Annotated in this window: 28 protein-coding genes; 26 read left to right on the top strand and 2 right to left on the bottom strand. The window is 30.6% G+C overall.

Annotated elements, in window-relative coordinates; all coding sequences use genetic code 11:
• Positions 1 to 124: 124 nt before the first annotated feature.
• Entirely contained in the window at positions 125 to 268 is a 144-nt protein-coding gene (locus B8978_RS20055; protein WP_207651866.1) for a hypothetical protein, read from the top strand.
• 13 nt (positions 269 to 281) lie between these two features.
• On the opposite strand, the gene B8978_RS19435 is transcribed toward B8978_RS20055, so the two are convergent.
• Complete coding sequence (locus B8978_RS19435) at positions 282 to 527, bottom strand: hypothetical protein (protein WP_139795958.1); 246 nt, start codon at positions 525 to 527, stop codon at positions 282 to 284.
• A 143-nt stretch (positions 528 to 670) separates the two neighbouring features.
• On the opposite strand from B8978_RS19435, the gene B8978_RS03520 reads away from it, so the two are divergent.
• From B8978_RS03520 to ppdK, 25 genes are all read left to right on the top strand, one after another.
• Complete coding sequence (locus B8978_RS03520) at positions 671 to 1192, top strand: hypothetical protein (protein ID WP_084113890.1); 522 nt, start codon at positions 671 to 673, stop codon at positions 1190 to 1192.
• Positions 1193 to 1439: 247 nt separating this feature from the next.
• On the top strand, positions 1440 to 3245 hold the full coding sequence (gene lepA / locus B8978_RS03515) for a translation elongation factor 4 (RefSeq protein ID WP_084113889.1): 1806 nt from the start codon (positions 1440 to 1442) through the stop codon (positions 3243 to 3245).
• Positions 3246 to 3271: 26 nt separating this feature from the next.
• A complete protein-coding gene (gene hemW, locus B8978_RS03510) occupies positions 3272 to 4387 on the top strand; it encodes a radical SAM family heme chaperone HemW (protein ID WP_084113888.1) in 1116 nt (371 codons plus the stop codon).
• 184 nt (positions 4388 to 4571) lie between these two features.
• Positions 4572 to 5606 carry a heat-inducible transcriptional repressor HrcA gene (gene hrcA, locus B8978_RS03505; RefSeq protein ID WP_084113887.1) on the top strand — a complete coding sequence of 345 codons (1035 nt, stop codon included), beginning with the start codon at positions 4572 to 4574 and terminating at the stop codon, positions 5604 to 5606.
• Between the two features lie 11 nt (positions 5607 to 5617).
• Positions 5618 to 6259: a nucleotide exchange factor GrpE gene (gene grpE, locus B8978_RS03500; protein ID WP_084113886.1), complete on the top strand. Its 642-nt coding sequence runs from the start codon at positions 5618 to 5620 to the stop codon at positions 6257 to 6259.
• A 59-nt stretch (positions 6260 to 6318) separates the two neighbouring features.
• Complete coding sequence (gene dnaK / locus B8978_RS03495) at positions 6319 to 8163, top strand: molecular chaperone DnaK (protein WP_084113885.1); 1845 nt, start codon at positions 6319 to 6321, stop codon at positions 8161 to 8163.
• A 229-nt stretch (positions 8164 to 8392) separates the two neighbouring features.
• A complete protein-coding gene (gene dnaJ / locus B8978_RS03490) occupies positions 8393 to 9535 on the top strand; it encodes a molecular chaperone DnaJ (RefSeq protein WP_084113884.1) in 1143 nt (380 codons plus the stop codon).
• Positions 9536 to 9666: 131 nt separating this feature from the next.
• Positions 9667 to 9843 (top strand): hypothetical protein, encoded by a 177-nt coding sequence (locus B8978_RS19700; protein WP_176212595.1) that lies wholly within the window; start codon positions 9667 to 9669, stop codon positions 9841 to 9843.
• Positions 9844 to 9880: 37 nt separating this feature from the next.
• A complete protein-coding gene (gene prmA, locus B8978_RS03485) occupies positions 9881 to 10816 on the top strand; it encodes a 50S ribosomal protein L11 methyltransferase (protein WP_084113883.1) in 936 nt (311 codons plus the stop codon).
• A gap of 28 nt (positions 10817 to 10844) precedes the next feature.
• Entirely contained in the window at positions 10845 to 11597 is a 753-nt protein-coding gene (locus B8978_RS03480) for a 16S rRNA (uracil(1498)-N(3))-methyltransferase (RefSeq protein WP_084113882.1), read from the top strand.
• On the top strand, positions 11597 to 12898 hold the full coding sequence (gene mtaB / locus B8978_RS03475) for a tRNA (N(6)-L-threonylcarbamoyladenosine(37)-C(2))-methylthiotransferase MtaB (protein WP_084113881.1): 1302 nt from the start codon (positions 11597 to 11599) through the stop codon (positions 12896 to 12898). Before B8978_RS03480 ends, mtaB begins: the two co-directional genes overlap by 1 nt.
• A 56-nt stretch (positions 12899 to 12954) precedes the next feature.
• The gene (locus B8978_RS03470; RefSeq protein WP_084113880.1) at positions 12955 to 13299 is read left to right on the top strand and encodes a histidine triad nucleotide-binding protein; all 345 of its coding nucleotides are present in this window, start codon (positions 12955 to 12957) and stop codon (positions 13297 to 13299) included.
• A gap of 133 nt (positions 13300 to 13432) precedes the next feature.
• Positions 13433 to 13609 carry a 30S ribosomal protein S21 gene (gene rpsU, locus B8978_RS03465; RefSeq protein ID WP_084113879.1) on the top strand — a complete coding sequence of 59 codons (177 nt, stop codon included), beginning with the start codon at positions 13433 to 13435 and terminating at the stop codon, positions 13607 to 13609.
• Between the two features lie 23 nt (positions 13610 to 13632).
• Positions 13633 to 14079: a GatB/YqeY domain-containing protein gene (locus B8978_RS03460; protein WP_084113878.1), complete on the top strand. Its 447-nt coding sequence runs from the start codon at positions 13633 to 13635 to the stop codon at positions 14077 to 14079.
• A gap of 132 nt (positions 14080 to 14211) precedes the next feature.
• Positions 14212 to 14493 (top strand): sporulation protein YqfC, encoded by a 282-nt coding sequence (yqfC, locus tag B8978_RS03455; protein WP_084113877.1) that lies wholly within the window; start codon positions 14212 to 14214, stop codon positions 14491 to 14493.
• A gap of 1 nt (position 14494) precedes the next feature.
• Complete coding sequence (gene yqfD, locus B8978_RS03450) at positions 14495 to 15637, top strand: sporulation protein YqfD (protein ID WP_084113876.1); 1143 nt, start codon at positions 14495 to 14497, stop codon at positions 15635 to 15637.
• 23 nt (positions 15638 to 15660) lie between these two features.
• A complete protein-coding gene (locus B8978_RS03445; RefSeq protein ID WP_084113875.1) occupies positions 15661 to 17721 on the top strand; it encodes an HD family phosphohydrolase in 2061 nt (686 codons plus the stop codon).
• A 4-nt stretch (positions 17722 to 17725) separates the two neighbouring features.
• Positions 17726 to 18226: an rRNA maturation RNase YbeY gene (gene ybeY / locus B8978_RS03440; protein ID WP_084113874.1), complete on the top strand. Its 501-nt coding sequence runs from the start codon at positions 17726 to 17728 to the stop codon at positions 18224 to 18226.
• Positions 18227 to 18267: 41 nt separating this feature from the next.
• On the top strand, positions 18268 to 18966 hold the full coding sequence (locus B8978_RS03435) for a diacylglycerol kinase (RefSeq protein WP_084113873.1): 699 nt from the start codon (positions 18268 to 18270) through the stop codon (positions 18964 to 18966).
• 90 nt (positions 18967 to 19056) lie between these two features.
• Positions 19057 to 19455 carry a cytidine deaminase gene (locus tag B8978_RS03430; RefSeq protein ID WP_084113872.1) on the top strand — a complete coding sequence of 133 codons (399 nt, stop codon included), beginning with the start codon at positions 19057 to 19059 and terminating at the stop codon, positions 19453 to 19455.
• 13 nt (positions 19456 to 19468) lie between these two features.
• Positions 19469 to 20368: a GTPase Era gene (gene era / locus B8978_RS03425; protein ID WP_084113871.1), complete on the top strand. Its 900-nt coding sequence runs from the start codon at positions 19469 to 19471 to the stop codon at positions 20366 to 20368.
• Positions 20369 to 20409: 41 nt separating this feature from the next.
• Positions 20410 to 21156 carry a DNA repair protein RecO gene (recO, locus tag B8978_RS03420; RefSeq protein WP_084113870.1) on the top strand — a complete coding sequence of 249 codons (747 nt, stop codon included), beginning with the start codon at positions 20410 to 20412 and terminating at the stop codon, positions 21154 to 21156.
• Between the two features lies 1 nt (position 21157).
• A complete protein-coding gene (locus B8978_RS03415) occupies positions 21158 to 21742 on the top strand; it encodes a DUF4342 domain-containing protein (RefSeq protein WP_084113869.1) in 585 nt (194 codons plus the stop codon).
• Between the two features lie 718 nt (positions 21743 to 22460).
• Complete coding sequence (gene ccpN, locus B8978_RS03410) at positions 22461 to 23096, top strand: transcriptional regulator CcpN (protein ID WP_084113868.1); 636 nt, start codon at positions 22461 to 22463, stop codon at positions 23094 to 23096.
• 93 nt (positions 23097 to 23189) lie between these two features.
• Positions 23190 to 25820, top strand: coding sequence for a pyruvate, phosphate dikinase (ppdK, locus tag B8978_RS03405; RefSeq protein ID WP_084113867.1), 2631 nt, complete (start codon positions 23190 to 23192; stop codon positions 25818 to 25820).
• A 46-nt stretch (positions 25821 to 25866) separates the two neighbouring features.
• Here ppdK and B8978_RS03400 read toward each other — a convergent pair whose 3' ends face one another.
• Complete coding sequence (locus B8978_RS03400) at positions 25867 to 26916, bottom strand: CotS family spore coat protein (protein WP_084113866.1); 1050 nt, start codon at positions 26914 to 26916, stop codon at positions 25867 to 25869.
• Between the last annotated feature and the right edge of the window lie 74 nt (positions 26917 to 26990).

Here is a 26990-nt window from a genome sequence, read left to right as displayed (position 1 = left end):
AGATAAAAAAGTACATCCTTTAGATAATAAGGTATGGATTATTTCAAAATAATATTAATACGTAATAGAAAGAAATTGCGAAGTACCTGATTAAAGATTTTTACTCTACTACGTGAGTAAAAAGGTGAAAGATTGCCAGATTGGCAAGATGGAAGAATTAACGGTAATGCCGTTAATGGTGAGAGAATTTGCTTGCAGTAAAAGGTCTATGATGATTTTTCTACGATATGCATGCGAAAAATCTTTGAACTTAAAATATATAATCTAAAGTATATTGACATTCATTTTTGACCGAAGGTCGTGGTGTTTATCATATAAGTATTTATTAACCAATAATATAAATACAAAAGGCTACGCCTAAAAAAACAAAACCTACGGTTAAGACATATTGTAGAGTTGTCTCTAAATATTAAGACATATAAATTTAAATTCATTATTTTTCTGACGTAGGAAGAAAAATTTCCTTTATCTGTTACGTAAGTAACTTCTCTCACCTTCGACGGCCTTGGCTTCGTCAAATCTTTCATCTAGCCGAAGGCTTTCTTTAATCTTTTTATCTAGCTTTAGCTATGATAAAATTCTTTAGTCTTTACTTCGCAATATCACACTATTATGAAATTCATATTACATTCTGAAGTTTTCCGTATACATACGAGAGGGTGTACTTTTTATGAAGAAAATAATTAGTAGAACATGTTTTGTAATACTTATTATTTCCGTTATTTTAGGAGTAGGTATAAGTAATATTGAACTCAATAGAACAATTTATTGTAATGAAATTCATATGAAAGCTTCGGAGCAAAGTTATAGAAACCGAATAAATAAATATGATTTAGATGATATGGAACAAAAACTCGATAAACTTCAAGATAAAATTAACCATCCAAAGGAATATAAATCAGATGATAATGATTTAGTATTTAAAATAAATGTGCCTAAATATAGGATATTGTTTAATTTTAGTCCATTTGATTTAAGATTTGAAACTCAAAATTATAGCTTTTGTTTAAATAGTAAAATTATAAAAACATTAAAAGAGCAAGTAGCAGGAAAACAAGAATTTATAAATAATAACACAATGGAGATATTTAAAAATTTAAAAAGTGTGAGTAATAAAAAAAATAATATTGATATTAAATTATCCCAATATAAAGAAAAAATAGATGACATTATTAAAGGATCATCAAAATAGATAATAGTTTACAGATGATAGCGAATGGATAAACGCTTTATGTTGACAGCATACAGATATACTGTGTTATAATTTATCAGATGAACTTAGGCACATTTAAAAACTTTCTATATTTGTGAAATGTTAATTCATTTCATGTGCCCTATAACACTAAAATATGATATCATTGTATTAAATATTGAGTTTTGAATAAATAGCATTTAAATCAATGATATAAATTGATAATAGCTTACAGGAGGTTAAAAATTTGCAGAGTAATAGAGAAAAGTATATAAGAAACTTTTGTATAGTTGCACATATAGATCACGGTAAATCCACACTTGCAGATAGACTTTTAGAAAAAACGGGAACGCTTACTAAAAGAGAAATGGAAGAACAAGTGTTAGATAACATGGAGCTTGAAAGAGAAAGAGGTATAACTATAAAGTCTCAAGCTGCAACACTTGTATACAATGGAAAAGATGGTAACGAATATATATTTAATTTAATAGATACTCCAGGACATGTAGACTTTAACTATGAGGTGTCTAGAAGTTTAGCGGCCTGTGAAGGGGCAATACTTGTAGTAGATGCAACACAAGGTATACAAGCACAAACATTAGCTAACTGTTATCTTGCAGTAGATCATGGGCTTGAAGTACTACCAGTAATAAATAAAATAGATCTTCCAAGTGCAAGGCCAGAGGAAATAAAAACAGAAATTGAAGACATAATTGGTATAGAAGCCAGTGATGCACCACTTATATCTGCAAAGACAGGACTTAATATTGAAGATGTATTAGAGGCAGTTATAGAAAAAATACCTGCTCCAACAGGTGATGAAGATGAACCTTTAAAGGCTTTAATATTTGACTCGTATTATGATAGCTACAAGGGTGTTGTTAGTTATGTAAGAGTGATAGATGGTGTTTTGAAACCAGGAACAAAAATAAAACTTATGGCTACTGGAAAAGAATACGATGTTACAGAGGTTGGAATATTTTCACCAGGATTTTATCCGTCAAAGGATTTAAGAGCAGGAGACGTTGGTTATGTAACAGCATCAATAAAAAATGTAAGAGATGCTAGAGTTGGAGACACAATTACTGAAGCTACAAGACCTACTAAAGAAGCACTTCCTGGATATAGGCCAGCAATACCTATGGTATACAGTGGTATTTATCCTGTTGATGGAGCTAAATATGGTGAACTTAAAGATGCATTAGAAAAACTTCAAGTAAATGATGCGGCATTAAATTTTGAACCTGAAACATCTATTGCCTTAGGTTTTGGATTTAGATGTGGGTTCTTGGGACTTCTACATATGGAAATTATGCAGGAGAGGGTTGAAAGAGAATTTAATTTAGACATTATAACTACAGCCCCATCTGTTATTTATAAGGTTACTAAGACTGATGGAACCCTATTAGAGATAACTAACCCAACAAACCTTCCAGAAACTTCTGAGATTAATTTTATGGAAGAGCCTGTTGTTAAAGCTTCTATAATTACACCATCAGATTATGTAGGTCCAATAATGGAACTTTGTCAAAATAGAAGAGGAATTTTTATAGATATGCAATATATTGAAACTACAAGAGTTATGCTAAATTATAAAATTCCTTTAAATGAAATAATATACGATTTTTTTGATGTACTGAAATCAAAGAGCAGAGGGTATGCATCTTTTGATTATGAACTAGATGGTTATATTAGAACAAAACTTGTTAAACTTGATATATTACTTAATGGAGATGTTGTAGATGCTCTTTCTATGATAGTACCAGAAGAAAGTGCGTATCATAAAGGAAGAGGAATAGCAGAAAAGTTAAAAGAGATTATTCCAAGACAAATGTTTGAAATTCCAATCCAAGCTGCAATTGGAGCTAAGGTTATAGCTAGAGAAACTGTCAAGGCACTTAGAAAAGATGTACTTGCTAAATGTTATGGCGGTGATATAAGTAGAAAGAAGAAGTTACTTGAAAAGCAAAAAGAAGGAAAGAAACGAATGAGACAAGTTGGAAGTGTAGAAGTACCACAAGAAGCATTTATGTCAATTTTAAAGGTGGATTAATAATCATAGAAAAGAGAGTAAATTGTATGGAAGAAATAGCATTATATATACATATACCTTTTTGCAAACAAAAGTGTTTTTATTGTGATTTTCCTTCATTTTGTAGTATGGAAAACCTTATGGATAGTTATATTGAAGTTTTAGACAAAGAAATTGAAAATATAAAAAACAATAAAATAAAAACTATATTTATAGGTGGGGGAACTCCCACCTATTTAAATTCAAAAGCATTAAAGAGATTAGGTGAAAGCATAGGAAAACTTGACCTTAAATATTGTGAAGAGTTTACCATTGAAGGAAATCCAGGAACTTTCACTGAAGAAAAATTAAAAATTATAAAAAACATGGGCGTAAACAGGCTTAGTATAGGTCTTCAAGCGTCTCAAGACGAGCTTCTTAAAAAAATAGGAAGAATTCATAATTATAAAGATTTTATTAATAGTTACAATATGGCAAGGGACATAGGTTTTAATAATATAAATATAGATGTTATATTTGGACTTCCTAGGCAGACAAATAAAATGTGGAAAGAAACATTAGAAAAATTGATAAAGTTAGCTCCAGAGCACTTATCATGTTATAGTTTAATTTTAGAAGAAGGTACAGCTTTTTATAAAATGTATAGTGACAAGGATCTTCCAGATGAAGATTCTATTATAGAAATGTATGAAACAGCAAAAAAAATGTTAAAGGAAAATTCATATTATCAGTATGAAATATCCAATTTTTCGAAAAAAGGATACCAGTGTAAGCATAACATGGTATATTGGAATTTAGAAAATTATATTGGAATTGGCTCTAGTTCGCATTCTTATTATAAGGGTAAAAGGTATAAAAATGAGCCAAATGTGAAAAAATATATAGAAAAAATGAAAAAATGCAATAATGCAATTGTAGAGAATTTACAGAACACGTTAAATGACAATATGGAAGAGTTTGTTTTTTTAGGGCTTAGAAAAATTAGAGGAATATATATAAAAGAATTTGAAGAAAGGTTTCAAAAAGATATATATTCTGTATACGGAGAAGTAATAAAAAAACATAAAGAAAATAATTTGTTGATAGAAAGTGAAGGCAGGCTTTACCTCTCTAGTAGGGGGATTGAGATATCAAATTATGTATTGAGTGACTTTATAATTTAAATATAGAGCAATGCTCAGAAATATGAAGAAATCTATAGGAAATAAAAAATAATTTAGTGTAATAGGCAAATAAGACGTAATTCATCGTTATGAGAAAAGTTGACAAAAACATTACACAGTGATATTTTTAAAACATAATCATTAGCACTCAATAACACTGAGTGCTAATAAAGAGGTGATAACTGTGAGTATGGATGATAGAAAATTAAAAATTCTGCATGCTATAATACATGATTATATAAGTACTGCTGAGCCAGTAGGTTCTAGAACTATAGCAAAAAAATATGATCTTGGTATAAGTTCTGCTACTATAAGAAATGAAATGGCAGATTTAGAGGACATGGGATATATAGAGCAACTTCATAGCTCATCTGGAAGAAAACCATCAGATAAAGGTTATAGACTATACGTTGACAAGATGATGCAGTTACACAGGTTATCACCTGAAGAAGAATATATAATTAAAAATGAACTTCTAACAGATGCACTTTTTGAAGTTGATAAACTAGTGCGTCAAGCCACTATTCTTTTGTCTAACTTAACAAATTTGATAAGTGTAGTGAAAGCACCATCAGTACAAGAAAGTAAAATTAAATCAATACAGCTAATAGCTATAGATGATTTTAATGTTATATCTGTAATTGTAACTGACAGTGGAATAATAAAAAATAATGTAATTAGAATGAGAAAACCAATAGGAAATGAAGTAATTAATAGAATAAACAATTTGTTAAATTCGAGACTTAAAAATTTATCTATTGGTATGATTAATTTAGAAGTTATAAATAATCTTAAAAAAGATTTAAATGGATATGAAGATATTTTTGATGCAATCATATCTCATTTATATGAAAGCTTAAGCGATAGTGATGAAGGAGTTTATTTTGAGGGAGCTACCAATATATTGGAGTATCCTGAATTTAAAGATATAGAGAAAGTTAAAGATATATTGTCATTTGTAGATAACGACAATAATATGTTAGGTATATTAGGTAGTAAAGCTAAAATGTCAATAATAATAGGTAATGAGAATAATTTAGAAAAAGCAAAAGAGTGCAGTATCATAACAGCTGTTTATGGTTTAGGTGATAGGCCTCTTGGAACAATTGGTGTAATAGGTCCAACCAGAATTCCATATTCTAAGGTTGTTTCTATATTAATAAAATTAACAAATGAATTAAACAAAAATATTAATAAGATTTATCTTGATGATGATTAGAGGTGAAGTAAATGAGCGAAATTAATAAAGATGAAAAAGATGAAAATGAAGAGACTTTAAAAGAAGAAAATGTAGAATGTGAAGAAAATGAAAGCTCATCTGAAATTCTTGAAGATGAAGAAAAACTTGAAGATGAAGAATTTGAAAACATTGAAGAGGATGAAGCATCTTCTAAGAAGGAGCTTGAAGAAATGAAGTTAATTAAAAATAAGCTTAAGGATGAAAATTCTAAATTAAAAAATGAATTGGATACAGTGAAAGAAAGACTTCTTAGAACAGCAGCTGAATATGAAAATTATAGAAACAGAACTTCTAAAGAAAAGGAAGGCATATATACAGATGCCTGTATAGATGTATTAAAAAATGTTTTACCTGCTCTAGACAATATGGAAAGAGCTGTAGCAATTGAAGGAAATATAGATGACCTTAAAAAGGGAATTGAGATGACACTTAGACAATTCAAAGATTCATTAGAAAAGTTAGGTGTAGAAGAAATAGATGCTACTGGAGAATTTGATCCTAATCTTCACAATGCAGTTATGCATGTAGAAGATGAAAGTTATGGAGAAAGTGCAATTGTAGAAGTATTACAAAAAGGTTATAAAAAACAAGATAAAGTTATTAGGTATAGTATGGTTAGAGTAGCAAATTAGGATAACTTCATACTAGATTTATAAATAAATTTGAAATGAAAATTAGGAGGTTTTATATTATGTCAAAAGTAATAGGTATTGACTTAGGAACAACTAATTCATGTGTTGCAGTTATGGAAGGTGGAGATCCAGTTGTAATTGCTAATGCAGAGGGAGCAAGAACAACTCCATCAGTTGTATCTTTTCAAAAAGATGGAGAAAGATTAGTTGGTCAAGTAGCAAAAAGACAATCAATAACGAATCCAGATAAGACAATAATTTCAATAAAAAGACATATGGGAACTGGATATAAAGTAAATATAGATGGAAAAGAGCATACACCACAAGAAATTTCAGCATACATTCTTCAAAAATTAAAAGCAGATGCTGAAGCATACCTTGGAGAAACTGTTACTCAAGCTGTTATAACAGTTCCAGCTTATTTCAATGATAGCCAAAGACAGGCTACAAAAGATGCTGGTAAGATAGCAGGACTTGAAGTATTAAGAATCATAAATGAACCAACAGCAGCTTCACTTGCTTATGGTATGGACAAAATGGATACTAATCAAAAGATTTTTGTTTACGACCTTGGTGGTGGTACATTTGATGTATCTATACTTGAACTTGGTGATGGTGTATTCGAAGTTAAAGCTACAAATGGTAACACAAAACTTGGTGGAGATGACTTTGATAATAAAGTAATGGACTATATAGCAGAAACTTTTAAATCAGAAAATGGAATTGATTTAAGAAATGATAAAATGGCACTTCAAAGATTAAAAGAGGCTGCTGAAAAAGCTAAAATAGAGTTATCATCTTCAATGCAAACAAATATAAACTTACCATTTATAACTGCTGATCAAACAGGTCCAAAGCATATTGATCTTACTCTTACAAGAGCAAAATTCAACGAATTAACTCATGATTTAGTTGCAGCTACAATTGAACCTATGAAAAAAGCTCTTCAAGATGCAGGTTTAACAATTGGAGATATAGATAAAATTTTACTTGTTGGTGGATCTACAAGAATACCAGCAGTTCAAGATGCTGTTAAAGAATTTACAGGAAAAGATCCTTCAAAGGGAGTTAACCCAGACGAGTGTGTTGCAGTTGGTGCTGCTATACAAGCAGGTGTTTTAACTGGTGATGTTAAGGATGTATTACTTCTTGATGTAAGTCCACTTACACTTGGAATTGAAACTTATGGTAATGTAGCAACTCCTTTAATCGAGAGAAATACTACAATTCCAACAAGAAAGAGCCAAGTATTCTCAACTGCAGCTGATGGTCAAACTTCAGTTGAAATACATGTAGTTCAAGGTGAAAGACCAATGGCTTCTGATAACAAGACATTAGGTAGATTCACATTATCAGGAATAGCTCCAGCTCCAAGAGGAGTTCCACAAATTGAAGTTACATTTGATATAGATGCTAACGGTATAGTAAATGTTTCAGCTAAGGATAAGGGTACTGGGAAAGAAGCTAATATTACAATTACTGCATCAACAAATCTTAGTGATGACGAAATAGATAAGGCTGTTAAAGAAGCTGAGAAGTATGCAGAAGAAGATAAAAAGAGAAAAGAATCAATCGAAGTAAAAAATAATGCCGATCAAATAATTTATCAGACAGAAAAGACATTAAAAGATCTTGGTGATAAAGTATCTGCGGAAGATAAGTCTAGCATTGAAACTAAAGCTGAAGAACTTAAAAAGATAAAAGACGGCGAAGATATAGAAGCTATTAAAAAAGCAACAGAAGATTTAACTCAAGCATTTTATGCAGTATCTTCAAAAATGTATGAAGCAGCAGGAGCACAAGGTGCACCAGGAGCAGATCCAAATGCTCAAAGTGCAGCAGGTGAAGGCCCTAAAGATGACAATGTAGTTGATGCTGATTACAAAGTTGATGAGGATAAATAGAGCTCTTGGCTTCAAGATTATTTTGTTGAAGGTTAGAGATCATTATCTAGGGACTTAGTAGCCGTTAAGAAATTACGGATACTAGTCATCAGATAAATAATAATAGTAGATAATTTATTTGTTTCAAAGTATAATGTATAAGGGAATGGGTAGGTACCCTTCCCTTAATTTAGGTTATAAGGTATATTTATAAATATATTAATTTATACAAATGTAGGTGGTGAATGGGATGGCAAAAAAAGATTACTACGAAGTACTAGGATTACAAAAAGGTGCTAGTGATGACGAAATAAAAAAAGCTTTTAGAAAACTTGCTATAAAATATCATCCTGACAAAAATCAAGGAGATAAAGAAGCTGAAGAAAAATTTAAAGAAATAAATGAAGCTTATCAAGTTTTGACAGACCCTCAGAAAAAAGCACAATATGATCAATTTGGTACTACTGATTTTAATGGTGGCGGCGCTGGTGGTTATGGCGGCTTTGGTGGAGCAGATGGATTTGATTTTTCAGATCTTGGTGATATATTTGGATCTTTCTTTGGAGGTGGTTTCTCAGGTCAAGGCGGCAGGAGACCAAATGGTCCTGAAAGAGGAAATGACATGGAGTACACAATTACTCTAAGTTTTGAGGATGCAGTTTTTGGAGTTGAGAAGGAAATATCAATTACAAGAAATGAAAATTGTGAAAAATGTAATGGAACAGGTGCCAAGGCAGGAACTTCGCCAAAAACTTGTGATAAATGTCATGGATCAGGACAAATAAGAGTTCAAAGAAATACGCCACTTGGAAGTTTTGTTACGCAAACTACTTGTGATAAATGTGGTGGTAAAGGGAAAATAATAACAGATCCTTGTGGAAGTTGTCATGGAACAGGAAAAGTTCGTAAGAACAGAAAGATAACAGTTAAAATACCAGCAGGTGTTGATACAGGTAATGTAATTCCGCTTAGAGGACATGGTGAACATGGTAAAAATGGGGGACCTGCAGGAGACTTGTATATAAACTTAAGAGTTACACCTAGCAAAACTTTCAAAAGAGAAGGCTTTGATGTGTATATAGATACTCATTTGTCATTTGCAAAAGCTACTCTTGGAACTGAAATAAAAGTACCAACAGTTGATGGTGATGTTAAATATACGGTTCCAGAAGGAACTCAGCCAGGAACAAGATTTAGACTTAAAGGAAAAGGAATTCCTAGAGTAAATGGAAGTGGTAGAGGAGATCAATATGTTAGAGTAATTGTAGATGTTCCTAAAACTCTTAACGAGAAACAAAGAGATGCACTTCATTTATTTATGGAAGCAAGTGGCGAGGCTAATGAAGACGGTAAGAAGTCTTTTGTAGACAAATTAAAACATGGTTTTAAGTAAGGCATATTAAAAAATAAAAAGTCAGTATGCTAGTATATTTTATTTCATATGCTTAAATTAAAAAATCGTACATAATTTGTACGATTTTTTTGTTATAATTAGTATAACGGATTGTAAAGGGGGATATATATATGAAATTAGATTTAGAAAAAAACGAAATAGAAAAAATTGTTACTTTGATTGATAGTAGAATAGAGGAATTAAGATTTGATATAAATGATGATGCAGAAGGTAACGAAGAAGAACTTAAGCAAGTAATCAGAGAGTATAAGGCAATTATAAAAAAAATAAATGATCAGCTTAAATAATTAGGCAATGTATCTATATTACGGAGGAATTTAAAACATGGATAAAGAATGGATAGAAGTCAAAATAATAACTAGCAGTGAAGCTGTAGAAGCTGTAAATGGAATTTTATATAATACAGACGTAAAAGGAGTTTCTATAGAAGATTCAAACGATTTAGAATTTAAAAAGAAACATAAAGGAGATTGGGATTATTTTGACGAAACGCTTTTAAATGTAAAAGAAGGTGCAGTTATTAAGGCATATTATAAAGAAGATGATAAATTTAATGGATATATTCAGTATATAAAAGAGGCTTTAAATAACTTAAAAGAATTTGGAATTAATAAGGGAGCAGGAATTGTAACTTTTAATAAAGTAAATGAAGCAGATTGGGAAAATAATTGGAAAGAATACTATAAACCAACAAGAGTTGGAGCAAGGATTGTTGTAAAACCAATTTGGGAAAAATATGATAAAAGAGAACATGAACTAATTGTAGAACTTGATCCAGGTATGGCATTTGGTACTGGAACACATGAAACAACGAGAATGTGTATTCAAGCTTTAGAAAAATATGTAGATGAAAATAGTACGGTTTTCGATATTGGAACAGGCTCGGGAATACTTGCCATTACAGCAGCAAAGTTAAAGGCTAAAAAAGCAGTGGGAGTTGACCTTGATCCAGTTGCAGTTGATTCAGCAAAGGAGAATGTAAGTTACAATAATCTAGATAACATTGAAATTAAGCATGGCAATCTTATGGAAGTTATTGAAGGAAAAGCAAACGTAGTAGTTGCAAATATAATAGCAGATGTAATAATGCTTTTAACTCCTGATGTTGTCAAATTTTTAGATAAAGATGGGTACTTTATTTCATCAGGAATAATAAAAGATAGAGCTTTAGATGTAGTAAACAAATTAAAACAATGTGGATTTGATATATTAGAGGTAAACAACCAAGGCGAATGGATTTGTATAGTTGCAAAACTTTAATTTGAAATACAAGGAGAGATATTTTTTTATGCATAAATTTTTCGTTGATGAAAAATGTGTTGATGGTAATTTTATAAATATAACAGGTGATGATGTAAAGCATATTTATAAAGTTCTTAGACTTAAAAATGGAGATAAAATAAATATAAATAATTGTAATGGTGAAGAATTTTTAGCGAAGATAAATGAAATCACTAAAAGCAATGTTTTATGCGAAATAGTTGAAAAAGTAGATGTTAACAATGAAAGTCCTGTAAAACTTCATTTATACCAAGGGATGCCTAAAGCAGCTAAAATGGATTTAATAGTTCAAAAAGCAACAGAACTTGGTATTATGTCTATTACACCAGTTATTACAGAAAGAGTAATAATTAAAAATGATCTAAAAGAATTTAAAAAGATAGATAGATGGAATAAAATAGCTTTAGAAGCTTCAAAGCAATGTAAAAGAAGTATAATACCAAAGGTTATGGAACCAATAACTTTTGATGGTTTACTAGAACAGATTAAGTCAGTAGATTTAGTAGTTGTTCCATATGAAAACAAAGAAGAAGTTGGAATCAAAACTGTTATTAAAAAGATAGCTAGTAATGATATAAAAAGTATAGCAATAATAATAGGGCCAGAAGGCGGATTCGAAGAAGAAGAAATAGAAAAACTTAGTGAGGCTAAAGCAGAAATTGTTACGCTTGGACCAAGAATATTAAGAACAGAGACTGCTGGATTTGTGTGTGCTTCACTTTTGATGTATGAACTAGGAGATATCGGAGGAAAAATTTAATGAAGGTTGCATTTATTACACTTGGCTGCAGAGTAAATCAATATGAAACTGAAGCTATGGCAGAAAAATTTATAAAGGAAGGTTATGAAGTAGTAAATCATAATGACTTTTCAGATGTGTATGTAATAAATACATGTACTGTTACCAATATGGGTGATAGAAAATCAAGACAAATGATAAGTAAAGTTAAAAAGCTAAATGACAAAGCTATAATTGCAGTAGTTGGATGTTATGCACAAATTTCATCAGAAGAAATATCTGAAATAAATGGTGTGGATGTTATTTTAGGTACAAAAAATAAAGGTATGATAGTATATTATGTAAATAAGGCAATGATTGAAAAGAAACAGCAAATAGCAGTAAATGATGTGTTTACGAATAAGGCTTTCGAGGAGCTTAACATAGAAGAATACCAAGATAAGACACGAGCATTTTTGAAAATACAAGATGGATGTAATAGATTTTGTTCATATTGCCTTATTCCATATGCAAGAGGAGGGGTTTGTAGTAAGGAACCAGAAAAAGTTCTTTCGGAAGTTAAAAAATTGGCTGCTCACGGATTTAAAGAAATAATTTTATCTGGTATACATACAGCTTCTTATGGGCAGGATTTAGCTGGCAATTGGACTTTGTTAAACTTGTTAGAAGAAATAGATAAAATTGATGGAATTGAAAGAATAAGAATTGGATCAATTGACCCAACCTTCTTTACAAATGGAGTCATTAATAGAATAGCATCGCTTAAAAAACTTTGCCCGCATTTTCATCTTTCACTTCAAAGTGGGTGTAATGAAACACTTGAGAGAATGAATAGAAAGTATACAGCTGTGCAATATGAGCAAATCGTAAAGGAACTGAGGACTCATATAAAGGATGTATCAATAACAACAGATATAATTGTTGGATTCCCAGGTGAAACAGAAGAAGAATTTAAGGCAACTTATGAGTTTTTAAAAGGAATAGAATTATCTAAAATGCACATATTTAAGTATAGTCCAAGAGAAGGTACAAAAGCCGCAGCGATGCAAAAACAAATAGATGGAAATGTAAAAGAAGCTCGAAGTAAGAAACTTATAGAACTAAACAAAAAGCTAGAAGATAAATTTATGAGTAAATTTGTAGGTAGAGTTATGGATGTATTGTATGAGGATAATTTTAAGGAAAACAAAACTTTATATGAGGGATATACTAAAAATTATATAAAGATAGTTTCAAAAGCACAAAGTATACTTACAGGTCAAATAGCGGATACTAAGTTGAAAAGTATAGAAAATGGATACATTATAGGAGAAATTAAATAAATACATGTGGAATTTATTAGCAAAAGTTGTATAATAGACTTAGAGGAGGTGAGAACATGGAAGATTGTTTGTTTTGCAAAATTGTAAGTGGAGAGATACCTTCTACAAAAGTGTACGAAGATGAAAAAACACTATGTTTTAAGGACATAAACCCAGAGGCACCAGTACATGTGCTTGTTATACCTAAAAAGCACATCTCTAATATAAATGAATTATCTAAAGATGATGAAGAAATAATAGGACACATTTTTGGTGTGATTAAAAAAGTTACAAAGGAACTAGGAATATCGGAAAGTGGATATAGGATAGTTTCAAATTGTAATGAAGATGCGGGTCAGACTGTACCACATGTGCATTTTCATATTTTAGGCGGCAAGAAATTACAAGTTCCTATGGGTTAACATAAATAAGGGGCTAAAGTAGCGAAGGATATTGACAGCTGGGAGTTATATGTTGTATAATAAACAATGTGCTATTTAGCCCATATAGAAGCTAGTTTTAATTTGAATTGTACTAGCGGAGGGAGGGATACAGATGTCAGAAATTAAAGTTGGAGAAAACGAAACATTAGAAAATGCTTTGAGAAGATTTAAGAAAAAATGTGCCAGAGCAGGAGTGCTTTCAGAAGTTAGAAAAAGAGAACATTACGAAAAACCTAGCGTTAAGAGAAAGAAAAAATCTGAGGCTGCTAGAAAAAGAAAGTTTAAATAGAGTTTTGAAAGAAGGTACACATAATGTCCCTTAAAGAAAAGCTACAGCAGGATTGGAAAGATGCGTTAAAGAGCAGAGATAAATTCACGGCTAATACAATTAGTATGGCAAGGGCTGCTGTTTTGCAAATTGAAAAAACAAAAGCGGTTAAACTGGATGACGAAAAGGTTATTGAGGTTTTGGCAAAAGAAGTTAAGTCAAGACGTGATGCTTTAGTAGAATTTGAAAAAGGAAAGAGACAAGATTTAATTGATGCAACAAATGCGGAAATTGCAATCTTGATGAATTACCTTCCTCAGCAGTTAACAGAAGATGAAATTAAAAAAATAATAATTGATGTAGCTAGCGAAATTGAAGCTAATAGCATGAAAGATATGGGAAAAATTATGGCTGCTATTGTTCCGAAAACTAAGGGACGTGCTAATGGTAGTTTGGTTAGCAAGTTAGTGAAGGAACATTTAAGTAAATAGTTAATACATGAAGTCCGGATTACCGGGCTTCTTATTTTTTTTGTGTTTTAATAATAAAATTTAAGTAATAAGTAATTTACGAGCCCTCTAGTTCATAAATTTATATGAAAGCATTTTTATAGGTATTTTATTATGGAAGATAAGATTTCTAAGATTAAAGAAGGTTTTGCTGATAAGTTGGATATGCCAAGAGACGTTGTTTTAAATATACCAAAAATAATTGTTGTTGGCAAAGAGGAGATCACAATTGAAAACCACCAAGGAATATTGAAATTTAATGATGATTTTATAAGGATAAAATGCAATTTTGGAAATATAGTAATTAAAGGGTGCAATTTTGAAATTTTATTCATTTCAGGTAAAACAATAATATTAGGTGGGAAACTAAAATCAGTAGAATACGAGGGTGACTAAAATGGGATATAAGTATAATTATTTTACACAAAAAGATGGAGTACTGAGAATACATGTACAATCAAAAAACTTGGAAAGGTTTATAAATTTATTATGTAAGAATGGGGTGATACAAAGAAATATCACAAAAGAGAGCATTAATAGTATGATTTTTGACGTGAATTATAGTGATTACAAAATAGTACTTGAAGCAGCACATAAGACAAAAAGTAAAATCAAAATAATTGATAGAAAGGGAATCGTATTTTTAAAAATAAGAATAAAAAAGAGACTTGCTATGGTTTTAGGGGCTTTTGTTTTTGCCGGCATAATATATTATTTATCCGGATATATATGGGGAATACAAATTAACACGGAAAAAAACATTGCGCCTTATGAAATAAGGGAAGAACTTAATAATATAGGAGTAATGCCAGGAACATTTAAGAAAAATATCAATGTTTATAAAGTAGAAGAAAAATTAAAAGAGTATAATCCAAATATAATGTGGGTAAGGGTAAGAATTGAAGGCTCAATATTAAAAGTAAGTGCAGCAGAAAGAGAAGCATTACCTAACACTGCTAAAGACACCTCAAATAGGGACGTGGTTGCAAAGAAAGATGGCGTAATTGATAGGATATATACTAAGGCTGGAACTGCTGTAGTGAAGAAAGGGGACATTGTAAAAAAGGGACAACTATTAATTGTTGGGGAACAAGGAAATGAAGGTTCTACTTATAAAGTACATGCAGATGGAGAAGTTATAGCAAAAACCTATTATGAAGAAACAAGAGAGGTACCTATTACATATATTAAAAAGACTAGAACGGGCAATTTAATTGAAAATTACTATATTGATATATTTGGGAAAAAATTTTATTTAAAAAATAGTTTAAACAAATTTGTCAAATATGATAAAATAGAAAAAGATGATAATTTCATAAAAAAGGAAATGTATTATGAATTTAAAGAGAAAAAAATTAATCAAGATCCAAAAATTCTTGCTTTAAAAACAGCAGATATGATTTATAAAGATATAAATTTAAAATTTTATAGAACAGTAAGCGTGGTAAACAAATCTATAGAAAGCAATATTGAGGGTAATATATGTAAGGTGAGAGTAATTGTTACTGCAGAAGAAAACATAGCTGATACTGAAAAATAGATATAAACAAAAGGGTGAAATATATGAAGATTATTAATGTACTACATAATAAAACAACTAAGAAGGTTTTCATTTTTGCTAGCGTATTTATTATAATTTATGGCATTATGCTAACTTCAATTGTGCCCAAAACTTATAATTTGAAAGAAGGAGAAATAGCAAAAAACGATATAAAGGCTCAAAGGGATGTTGAAGATAAAACGGCTACTGAAGAAAGGGAAAAAGAAGCTTCCGATTCAGTTGGACAGCAATATGATAAAAAAGTAGAAGTTGAATCAGAATCGGAACAAGATTTAAATAATGATTTTGAAAAGTTTAATGCAATTAAAAATCAAAACATTGATATAAACCAAAAGATAACATCATTAAAAACAACCTTAGCCTATAATTTAAGTGATTCACAAGCAAACACGTGGCTCACAATAAGCAATGATGACAATACTAGTTTGCAGAATTATATTATTAAAACAATAAAAGGAATCTATTCAAATGACATTAGAGAAGAAAATAGTTATGATATAAAAAATGCGCAAAATTACATTAACAATCAATTTGCGAAATCCAAATTTAATAAGGATGTAATTGAACTTGGAACTATAATTGCACAGTATTACATAAAGCCAAATCTTTTTATAAATCAAGATAAAACAAATGAGATGAAGGATAATGCCAAGAAAAAAGTAGCGCAAGTTATTATTAAAAAGGATCAGATAATAGTAAAAGAAGGAGAACCTATAACAAAAGAGGAACTAGATATTTTAGCAGATTTAGGGCTTCTTAATAATAATAAAAACTCTAATTGGTATGTTTATGTAAGTCTGGGTGCATTAGATTTCATTATATTATTTATAGAGATGTATTATTTATATAAATATCATAGAGAACTATTTGAGACTAATAGCAATCTAATATTAATATTTTTGCTTAACATAGTTTTTTTAATATTAGCAAGAACTATAAATATAATTTCACCATTCTTAATTCCTCTTGCATTTTTACCAATGCTCTATACAATTTTATTAAATGATCGAGTGGCACTCTTTATGAGCTTGTTTAATTGTATATTAATGAGTATTGTAGTTGAATTTAATGTACAATTAATATTAATTGCAATAATGAGTACATTGATATCATCAATGGTGCTTAAAAAGATGCAGATGAGAAATGACATATTGTATGCATCTATTTACATTGCATTAGTAAATTCCATACTCACTTTTTCCATTGGATTTCTTGTAAGTAATAATTTTCTTAATATATTAACTATAACTGTATTTTCATTTTTGGGAGCATGTTTTTCAGCCATACTTACTATAGGGTTTCTTCCAATTTTAGAAAGTGTTTTTGATATTGTAACTCCAGTGAAGTTGTTAGAACTTTCAAATCCAAATCAACCACTGCTTAAAAAACTATTAGTTGAGGCACCAGGAACGTATCACCATAGCATTATGGTTGCTAATCTTGCAGAAGCGGCAACAGAAGAGGTTGGAGGAAATCAAGTACTTGCTAGGGTAGCTTCATATTATCATGATGTTGGAAAGGTAAGAAGGCCGTATTTTTTTAAAGAAAATCAATTTGGAAAAGAAAATCCACATGATAAAATGACGCCAAACTTAAGTGCTTTAGTTGTAATATCTCATATAAAAGATGGATTGGAACTTGCTGAGGAATATAAATTACCAAAAGTAATTCAAAACATAATATCAGAACACCATGGGACAACCTTGGCAAAATATTTTTATATTACAATGAAAAATTCCTGCGATAATCCTGAGGAAATAAAAGAAGAGAATTTTAGATATCCTGGACCAATACCGAGCAGTAAGGAAAGTGCAATAATAATGCTTGCAGATAGCATTGAGGCAGCAGTAAGGTCTATAAATGAGCCTACCAAGGGTAAAATAGAAGAAATGGTTAATAATATAATAGAAGCTAGGCTTAATGAAGGTCAACTAGATAATTGTGATATAACTTTTAAAGATTTAAGCAAGATAAGAGAGGCTTTTTTAAATTCTCTAAATGGTATTTATCATCAACGTATTGAATACCCAACGGATAAATCTCAAATAAGCAAGGAGAAATAAATTTATGATTTTAATTGATAACAGACAAGAAAAAATAGAATTTTCTAAAGAAAATGAAGATGTAATCAGTAAATTAATTGATTATGCACTTAAAGAAGAAGGAGTAAATATTGAATATGAAATCTCAGTTATTTTGATTGATAATGCTGAAATAAGAAAAATAAATAAAGAAAATAGAGACATAGATTCAGTAACAGACGTTCTTTCATTTCCAATGCTTGAATATCCAGAGAAAAAGTTTTATAAAGATGTATATACAGATACAAAATTTTCAGATGCATATCTAGACGACGGAAAGCTTGTACTTGGAGATATAGCACTTTCCTTGGAGACTGCAAAAGAACAAAGTGATGAATTTGGACATTCTTTTATAAGAGAATGTGCATACTTAGTCATACATTCTGTATTGCATTTATTAGGATATGATCATATGGAAATTGAAGATAAGCTTATTATGAGAAAACGAGAAGAGGAAATATTAAATAAATTTAATATAAATAGATAGAAAAGTTTACGAATGTTATTTTGAAAAGGGTGACAATTGAGATGAAGGTAAAAAAAATAGTGGATAGTTTCAATTATGCAATTGATGGAATACTTTATGCAGTTAGAACTCAAAGAAATATGAGGATAGATATGGTGGCTGCTTTAGTTGTTTTGACGGCTTGCTTTTTTACGGATTTAAGCAAGCTTGAATTACTCATAATAACAATTTCAATAACCATGGTTATATCTGCTGAAATGGTAAATACAGCTATAGAATGTGCTGTAGATATGCTGGCAAATTATTATCATCCCTTGGCAAAAATAGCTAAAAACGTTGCGGCGGGAGCAGTTCTTGTTACTGCAATAAATTCTGTTATTGTTGGTTATATTATATTTGGAGATAAAGTTAAGCCAATTTCAATGTCTGTAATATATAAAATTAAAAATTCTAATCCGTATATGATATTTGTAATTTTGGTAATTGTATGTATAGCTACTGTAATAGTAAAAGCAATTTTTGGAGAAGGAACTCCGCTTAGAGGTGGAATGCCAAGTGGACACAGCGCAATATCATTTTCCCTTGCTACTTTAATAGCACTTATATCGCCACAACCGCTTGTAATTATTCTTTGCTACCTTCTAGCACTTATAGTGGCTCAAAGCAGGGTAGATTCAGAAGTGCATTCAATTTTCGAAGTTTTAGTGGGAGGAGTATTTGGAACACTTTTGACTATATTGTTATTTAAAATATTTGAATAAGGTATATGTACAAGTAAATTTATATACTTTTATGTAACACTAGTGTTATAATTTATAGACAGTATTGTTTTTGTTAAGAGGAGAAGAAATATGGATTATAAAGAATTGATACTTGAAGCTTTAAATGCTAGAAAAAATGCATATGCACCATATTCTAAATTTAAAGTTGGAGCAGCAGTTTTAATGGAGAATGGGAAAATATATTCCGGCTGTAACATTGAAAATGCATCTTTTGGAGCAACAAATTGTGCGGAAAGAACTGCTATTTTTAAAGCTGTGTCAGACGGACTTAAAGAAATAAAAGCTATAGCGGTAATAGGAGCTGAAAGCACTCACACTTATCCTTGTGGTATATGTAGGCAAGTAATAGCTGAATTTTCAAATGAACAAACAAGTGTGATTCTAGCAAAAAACGAGAATGATTATATTGTAAAAACTTTAGAAGAAATTCTGCCAGGTGCATTTACGAGTAAAGACCTAACAAAATAAGGAGGAAGAATATTTGTTTAAATCAGGTTTCATAACGATTATAGGAAGACCTAATGTAGGTAAATCAACATTATTAAATTATATAATGGGTGAAAAATTATCAATAGTATCGAACAAACCACAAACTACAAGAAACAATATACAGACAATTTTAACAGACAAAGAGTATCAATTGGTGTTTGTAGACACTCCGGGTATTCATAAGCCAAGACATATGTTAGGCGAATATATGGTTAAACTAGCTACAGACTCATTTAAGGATGTGGATTTAATTATATTTGTAGCAAATCCAGATGTTGAAATGGGAAGAGGGGATGAATATATACTTGAACAGCTAAAGGATATAAATATACCTGTTTTCTTAGTATTAAATAAAATAGATGAGTCAACTGGAGAAAGAGTAGCAGAAACTTTAAAGAATTACTCAGCTAAATTTGATTTCAAAGAAATAATTCCAATATCAGCAGCTAATGGTAAAAATGTGGATAAGCTAATAGAACTAATGAAAGAAAATATGCCAGAAGGACCACAATATTATCCTGAGGATATGCTAACAGATGTACAAGAAAGATTTGTAGTTGGAGAAATAGTAAGGGAAAAGGCATTAAGACTTTTATCAGAGGAAGTGCCGCATGGCATAGCTGTAGATATAGGTTCTATGAAACAAAATGATAAAGGTGTATATAAAATAGAAGCAAACTTATATTGTGAAAAGGATTCACATAAAGGGATTATTATAGGAAAAGAAGGAAGCATGCTTAAAAAAATAACAAAATATGCTGCACAGGATATAGAAAAACTATTACAGGATAGGGTAAAATTAAAAATTTGGGTTAAAGTTAAAAAAGAGTGGAGAGATAATCCATTTTTGCTAAATGAATTTGGATACAAAAAAAATAAAAATAATAATTAATTTTGATAAAAAGGAAAGAATATAGATAGTGAGGTGATATTCTGTCTATATTTAACAGTAGAGGCGTAATAATAAAAAGTAAAAACATAGGTGAAAATGATAAGCTTCTGTGGATATTTACAGAAAAATTTGGTAAAATAAGTGTAATAGCTAAAGGTGCTAAAAAAAGTCGAAGCAAACTCATGGCAAGCACGCTTAATTTTTGTTTTGGTAATTATACTTTGTTTAAAGGAAAAAGTATGTTTAGCCTTAATGAAGGAGAAATAATAGATTCTTTCCAAGAATTTTTATCAGATTTAGATAGGATTTCATATGCCTCATATTTATGTGAGTTAATAGACATTTCCATGGTAGAGGGCGAAAGTAATAGACCATTATTTAAAGAAATACTAACTTCATTTTATCTTATTAAAAATGAAGTAGGGGAGATTGAAACCTTAGTAAGAGCTTTTGAGATTAAACTTCTTAATCTTACAGGGTATGGATTAAACACAGATCATTGTGTAAAGTGCAGAAAAAAACTTAATACTTCAAACTATATTAGTTATGAATATTATGGAGCAATTTGTACTGATTGTGAAAGGAATAATGGTAAATTTGTAAGTTATGCAGCTTTTAATACGTTAAAATTTTTATCCAAATTACAATTGGATAAGATTTATAGAGTCAATTTAAATCATGAAATTAAAGATGAAATTTACAGCATATTAAGTGATTTAATTTTCCAGAGCTATGGTAAAAAACCAAAAAGTTTAGAAATATTAAATAGTTTAGGGAGGAATGATTAATATGGAAGAAATTACATTAGAAAAAATTGATATTATTAGAGAAAGAACTGGTGTTACTTACACTGAAGCAAAAGAAGCCTTGGAAGCAACACAAGGAAATGTAGTAGAAGCATTGGTTTATATTGAAAAAAATAAACAAGATGAAAAAGATTCAACATACACAACAAAAGAAGAATTTACTGAATGGATAAAAGAAGTAATTAGAAAAGGTAATGTAACAAGAATAAAAGTTAAAAAAGATGAAAAAGTACTTGTAGATATTCCTGTAAATGTTGGTGTTATAGCAGGAACAGCGCTTGTAGTAGCATTGCCGGCACTACTTGCAGTTATATTTATAACAGCTGTAGTTACAAAAGTAACTGTAGAAATAACTAGAGAAGATGGAACTGTAGAAGTAGTTAATAAAATTATAGAAAACACTGTTTCAAATGTAAAAGATAAAGCCCAAGAAGCAAAAGACAAGGCTCAAGAGGTAAAAGATAAGTTTTCAAAAAACAATGATGAAGATAATTCTTTTCAATACACAGTGAAATTTGAAGACGTAGAAGAAGATAAAAAAACTGAAAATAAAGACGAAGATAAGTAATAAAAAAGTCACCTTAATGTATTTTGAGGTGACTTTTTTTATAAGAATTAATTACGCGGAAATTAGAGTAGGTCATAATATAAAGAGATTACAAAACAAAGTGAAGGGTTTTAACGATTGCTTCGCACGTTAAAAGGTGAAGGGTCGCTAAAGCGAGGTTATGGGTTTTATCCTTGCTTTAGCGGATAAAAGGTGATGGGTTTATGGATAAATCCATAAAGGCTAAGGAAATTTTTCCTCCTACGTCAGAAAAATAATGAATTTAAATGTCTTAATATTTAGAGATAATTCTACTATATATTTTAACCGTAGGTTTTGTTTTTAGGCGTAGCCTTTGGTGTTTATACAATAGTTTAATATGCTAATAAATACTTATTCATTGAAAACTGGCGACCTTCGGTCAAAAAAATGAATGTAAATATACTTTAGATTATATATTTTAAGTTCAAAGATTTTTCGTAGCATGGCGTAGAAAAATCATCCATAGCTTTTTCCCACGGAAAAAATATCACCTTTGACCAGCAAAGCGCCCGTCAAACCCTTCACCTCGACCTGTCGACCCTTCGCCTTTTCACCGCGAAGCAAAGGTGAAAACCCTTCACCCGTATTTCACAATTCGTATTAAAAATTTTGTTCCACAATATAATAAAAAATATAAAGTGTTGTACTAATGCTTCACATAAAATGGTATAATTAACTTGTAAGATTTAGAAAGAGGGTGTCTACAATTAAATTATCACCGAGACAACAAGAAATAATAAAGTTAGTTAAGGAAAATCCACCAATAACAAGTGAAAAGCTTGCTTCAAAACTTAACGTAACAAGAGCAGCACTAAGACCTGATTTAGCTATTTTAACTATGACAGGTATATTAGAAGCTAGGCCTAAAGTAGGATATATTTATTCACAAAAACCCTCTAATAGCATTTTATATGAATACATAAGAAAAATGAAAGTAAAAGATATAATGACCAAACCTGTAGTTACCGGTGAGGAAACTAAGGTATATGATGCAATTGTGTATTTGTTCCTAAATGATGTTGGAACTTTGTTTATTGAAAACAATGGATGCCTTGTAGGCGCTGTGTCAAGAAAAGATTTTTTGAAAATTGCAATAGGTGGCACTGATATGCATCAAGTTCCAGTAGGGGTAATTATGACTAGAATGCCTAATATAATATATGTAGACACAGAAGATTTAGCATATGTGGCTGCAAAAAAAATTATTGAACATGAAGTTGATAGTTTGCCAGTAGTCGAAAAATTTAAAGAGGGAAATAAGGAATTATATAAAATAGTAGGTAAGGTATCAAAGACAAACATAACAAAATTATTTGTTAAACTTGGAGATTAGGCATAAAGGTAACGTTTTAGGTTAATTGATCTAATGGATTTATTTCCTTTAGTATAGAGACAAAAAATTAATCAAAAGGGGATGGATGTTACTATGGAATGTAAAAAATATGTATATCTTTTTAAAGAGGGAAATGCTAAGATGAGAAATCTATTAGGTGGAAAAGGTGCAAACCTAGCTGAAATGACTAACCTTGGCATTCCTGTTCCACAAGGATTTACTGTAAGTACAGAAGCTTGTGTTAAATACCACACTGATGATAAAAAAATATCAGAAGATATTAGGGATCAGATTTATGAGGCTTTAAAGACCTTGGAAGATATTACAAGTAAACGTTTTGGTAGTCCAGAAAATCCTTTACTGGTATCCGTAAGATCAGGTGCAAGAGTATCTATGCCTGGAATGATGGATACAATTTTAAACCTAGGACTAAATGATAGCACAGTAGAAGCTATTGCACATCTCACAAATAATGATAGGTTTGCTTATGATTCTTACAGAAGATTTATACAAATGTTTTCAGATGTAGTTATGGGTATAGATAAGAGAAAATTTGAAGATCTTATTGAAAAATTAAAGAAAGAAAATGGAGTTAAATACGACACTGAATTAGGCAGTGAAGATTTAAAAAAGCTTGTATTGGAATTTAAGGATGTGTATAAAAAAGAGATTGGTGAAAATTTTCCTGAAGATCCAAAAACCCAGTTGATTGAAGCAATAATAGCAGTGTTTAGGTCATGGGATAATCCAAGGGCAATAGTTTATCGAAGACTTAATGATATACCTGGGGATTGGGGAACAGCGGTAAATGTTCAAGCTATGGTATATGGTAATATGGGAGATACATCTGGGACAGGAGTTGCATTTACAAGAGATCCTGCAACAGGAGAAAAAAAGATATTTGGAGAATACTTAATAAATGCCCAAGGTGAAGACGTTGTTGCTGGTATAAGAACACCTCAACCAATAACAAAACTTAAAGATGACCTTCCAAAATGTTTTGAGGAATTTATGGACATTGCTAATAAACTTGAAAATCACTACAGGGATATGCAGGATATGGAGTTTACTATTGAGCAAGGAAAACTTTACTTTTTGCAGACAAGAAATGGTAAAAGAACGGCAGAAGCAGCACTTAAAATTGCAGTAGAAATGGTTAATGATGGAACTATTACAAAAGAAGAGGCAATCTTAAGGGTTGAACCAAAACAATTGGATTCACTGCTTCATCCGGCATTTGACAGTAATGCATTAAAAGAAGCAGAGGTAATAGCAAAAGGACTTCCAGCCTCACCAGGTGCGGCATGTGGAAAAATATATTTTACAGCAGATGAAGCAAAACTTCACCATGAAGCAGGAGAAAAAGTTATTCTGGTAAGACTAGAAACTTCACCAGAAGATATAGAGGGAATGGTAGCTGCTGAAGGAATTTTAACAGTAAGAGGAGGAATGACATCACATGCTGCTGTTGTAGCAAGAGGAATGGGAACCTGCTGCGTTGCTGGTTGTGGTGAGATAGATATAGATGAAGAGGAAAAAATATTTAATGTTAAAGGAAAAACCTACACAGAAGGTCAGTATATATCTATAGATGGTAGTACTGGAAGCATCTATGGAGAAGCCATAAAAACTTCTTCGCCTGAGATTAGTGGATATTTTGGAATATTCATGAATTGGGCAGATGATATAAGAAAACTTAAAGTAAGGACAAATGCTGATTCTCCAAAAGATGCAAAGCAAGCAGTGGAATTTGGAGCTGAGGGAATAGGTTTATGTAGAACTGAACATATGTTTTTTGAGGAAGACAGGATACCAAAAGTTAGAGAGATGATAGTTGCAAAAACTACAGAACAACGAAAAAAAGCGCTAGATAAACTACTGCCAGTTCAAAAGCAAGATTTTATAGGTATGTATGAAGCAATGGAGGGCAGACAGGTTACAATTAGATTTTTAGATCCACCACTTCATGAATTCCTGCCTTCTGAAGACGATGATATAAAAGCACTTGCTGATGAAATGAATATAAGTTTTGCAGAGCTAAAAGCTACAGTAGCTTATTTACATGAATTCAATCCAATGATGGGACATAGAGGTTGCAGACTTTGTGTGTCTTATCCTGAAATAGCACAGATGCAGACGAGAGCAGTTATAGAAGCAGCAATTGAAGTGAAAAAAAATAAAGGCTTTAATATAGAACCTGAGATAATGATTCCATTAGTTGGAGAGCTAAAAGAACTTAAATACGTAAAGAATATTGTAGTAGAAACGGCAGATTCAATCATAAAAAATGAAGGTATAGATTTAAAATATAAAGTTGGAACCATGATTGAAATACCAAGGGCAGCACTTTTAGCTGATGAAATAGCAAAAGAAGCAGAATTCTTTTCTTTTGGAACTAATGATTTAACTCAGCTTACATTTGGTTTCTCAAGAGATGATGCAAGTAAATTTTTATGTGACTATTACGATAAAAAGATATTTGAATCAGATCCCTTTGCAAAATTAGATCAAATTGGAGTTGGAAAGTTAGTTGAGATGGCAGTTAAATTAGGTAAAGAAACTAGACCTGATATTCATCTTGGCTTATGCGGTGAACATGGAGGAGACCCTTCTTCTGTAGAATTCTGTCATAGAGTTGGGCTTGACTATGTATCTTGTTCCCCTTTTAGAGTGCCACTTGCAAGACTTGCAGCAGCACAAGCACAAATAAAAAATCCAAGATAATAATAAAAAAATTAAGGGCTTTCTGAGGAAAACCCTTAATCTTTTGCTACATAGATAAGATAATATCCCTAAAGGCTAAAGAAGTTTTGATATGGTTTTCCATAGTATACATAGATTTTTCTAATAGAGTTAGAAAAGCTACTTTATTACATATGTTAATATTATTATAATAATCCCTTAAAAGACGCCATTGTTTTTGGGGAAAACTTAAGTAGGATAGTATATACCAATATTCATGAGTGTTTAACGGTACAAATTTATCGTAAGTTTTAAGGCAATCCATTAAAAGTTCTAAATTCCAATCGGTACTTTCTCTTTTCATAATTCTTCTTAAAAAATAAGAAATATCATGAACACAATAATCTATTTTACACTTGTCGAAATCTATGATCCATAAATTATTATCATTATCAAATATAATGTTCTTGTTTACGTAATCCAAATGACAAAGTGATTTGTTAAGGCAATTGAAATCTATATTAGAAGCACTTTCTATAGAAAGCTTAGCAAGTTTAATACAATTGTCAAAGTTTTCGATGTATAGTCTTGAAAATTGATCACCATATTTAAATGCAAGATTAGAATAGTTTAAAAGCTGGTTAAAATGCCTGTTCATTTCAACGTATATGTCATCATAACCTTGGCGTAATTTACTACCGGCTATTGGATAAAAGTTTTTGCCAGCAATATGCATAGCAGCTAAAGTTTTAGCTGAATTTATTACATGTGTATAATTATCGTAATTGCATTTTTCACCTTGAATCCAAGGAGTTAGAATAAACAACATATCATTAAAAAGCACATATCTATTACCTGAATCAGTGGGCAAAATTCTTGGTACATTTAAATTGAATCTATAAAGCCATTCTATACTTGAATATACAAAACGTAATTCATCTTTCTCATAATATACCTTTTTTAAACAATAATATTTGTTATCATGTTCTATTTTATATACAGCTCTTTGCTTGTCTGTATCTTTAAACTTAATTTGAGAAATTGAAGCATCTTCTAAATTATATTCTTTTAAAATATATTTTTTTAGTTCAAATTCAGACAGTAAATTTTCTTTGTAATTTGCAATTGTTTTGTGCATATAACATACCCCTTGTATATGAATTCCATTATAAGCATATTAATAAAAATGGTGTATTATACATCATAAAGATT

This window comes from Clostridium acidisoli DSM 12555, assembly GCF_900176305.1.
Lineage (GTDB): Bacteria > Bacillota > Clostridia > Clostridiales > Clostridiaceae > Clostridium_I > Clostridium_I acidisoli.
The sequence above is the reverse complement of the archived record's forward strand: the minus strand, read 5'-3'. Positions and strand labels throughout refer to the sequence as shown.

Excerpts from the sequence above, each read along its gene's own strand:
- B8978_RS19435 (WP_139795958.1), bottom strand. The coding sequence starts at position 527 with ATGAAAGATTTGACGAAGCCAAGGCCGTCGAAGGTGAGAGAAGTTACT.
- B8978_RS03520 (WP_084113890.1), top strand. The coding sequence starts at position 671 with ATGAAGAAAATAATTAGTAGAACATGTTTTGTAATACTTATTATTTCC.
- hemW (WP_084113888.1), top strand. The coding sequence starts at position 3,272 with ATGGAAGAAATAGCATTATATATACATATACCTTTTTGCAAACAAAAG.
- grpE (WP_084113886.1), top strand. The coding sequence starts at position 5,618 with ATGAGCGAAATTAATAAAGATGAAAAAGATGAAAATGAAGAGACTTTA.
- dnaK (WP_084113885.1), top strand. The coding sequence starts at position 6,319 with ATGTCAAAAGTAATAGGTATTGACTTAGGAACAACTAATTCATGTGTT.
- dnaJ (WP_084113884.1), top strand. The coding sequence starts at position 8,393 with ATGGCAAAAAAAGATTACTACGAAGTACTAGGATTACAAAAAGGTGCT.
- B8978_RS19700 (WP_176212595.1), top strand. The coding sequence starts at position 9,667 with ATGAAATTAGATTTAGAAAAAAACGAAATAGAAAAAATTGTTACTTTG.
- prmA (WP_084113883.1), top strand. The coding sequence starts at position 9,881 with ATGGATAAAGAATGGATAGAAGTCAAAATAATAACTAGCAGTGAAGCT.
- B8978_RS03480 (WP_084113882.1), top strand. The coding sequence starts at position 10,845 with ATGCATAAATTTTTCGTTGATGAAAAATGTGTTGATGGTAATTTTATA.
- mtaB (WP_084113881.1), top strand. The coding sequence starts at position 11,597 with ATGAAGGTTGCATTTATTACACTTGGCTGCAGAGTAAATCAATATGAA.
- B8978_RS03470 (WP_084113880.1), top strand. The coding sequence starts at position 12,955 with ATGGAAGATTGTTTGTTTTGCAAAATTGTAAGTGGAGAGATACCTTCT.
- rpsU (WP_084113879.1), top strand. The coding sequence starts at position 13,433 with ATGTCAGAAATTAAAGTTGGAGAAAACGAAACATTAGAAAATGCTTTG.
- B8978_RS03460 (WP_084113878.1), top strand. The coding sequence starts at position 13,633 with ATGTCCCTTAAAGAAAAGCTACAGCAGGATTGGAAAGATGCGTTAAAG.
- yqfC (WP_084113877.1), top strand. The coding sequence starts at position 14,212 with ATGGAAGATAAGATTTCTAAGATTAAAGAAGGTTTTGCTGATAAGTTG.
- yqfD (WP_084113876.1), top strand. The coding sequence starts at position 14,495 with ATGGGATATAAGTATAATTATTTTACACAAAAAGATGGAGTACTGAGA.
- B8978_RS03445 (WP_084113875.1), top strand. The coding sequence starts at position 15,661 with ATGAAGATTATTAATGTACTACATAATAAAACAACTAAGAAGGTTTTC.
- ybeY (WP_084113874.1), top strand. The coding sequence starts at position 17,726 with ATGATTTTAATTGATAACAGACAAGAAAAAATAGAATTTTCTAAAGAA.
- B8978_RS03435 (WP_084113873.1), top strand. The coding sequence starts at position 18,268 with ATGAAGGTAAAAAAAATAGTGGATAGTTTCAATTATGCAATTGATGGA.
- B8978_RS03430 (WP_084113872.1), top strand. The coding sequence starts at position 19,057 with ATGGATTATAAAGAATTGATACTTGAAGCTTTAAATGCTAGAAAAAAT.
- B8978_RS03415 (WP_084113869.1), top strand. The coding sequence starts at position 21,158 with ATGGAAGAAATTACATTAGAAAAAATTGATATTATTAGAGAAAGAACT.
- ppdK (WP_084113867.1), top strand. The coding sequence starts at position 23,190 with ATGGAATGTAAAAAATATGTATATCTTTTTAAAGAGGGAAATGCTAAG.
- B8978_RS03400 (WP_084113866.1), bottom strand. The coding sequence starts at position 26,916 with ATGCACAAAACAATTGCAAATTACAAAGAAAATTTACTGTCTGAATTT.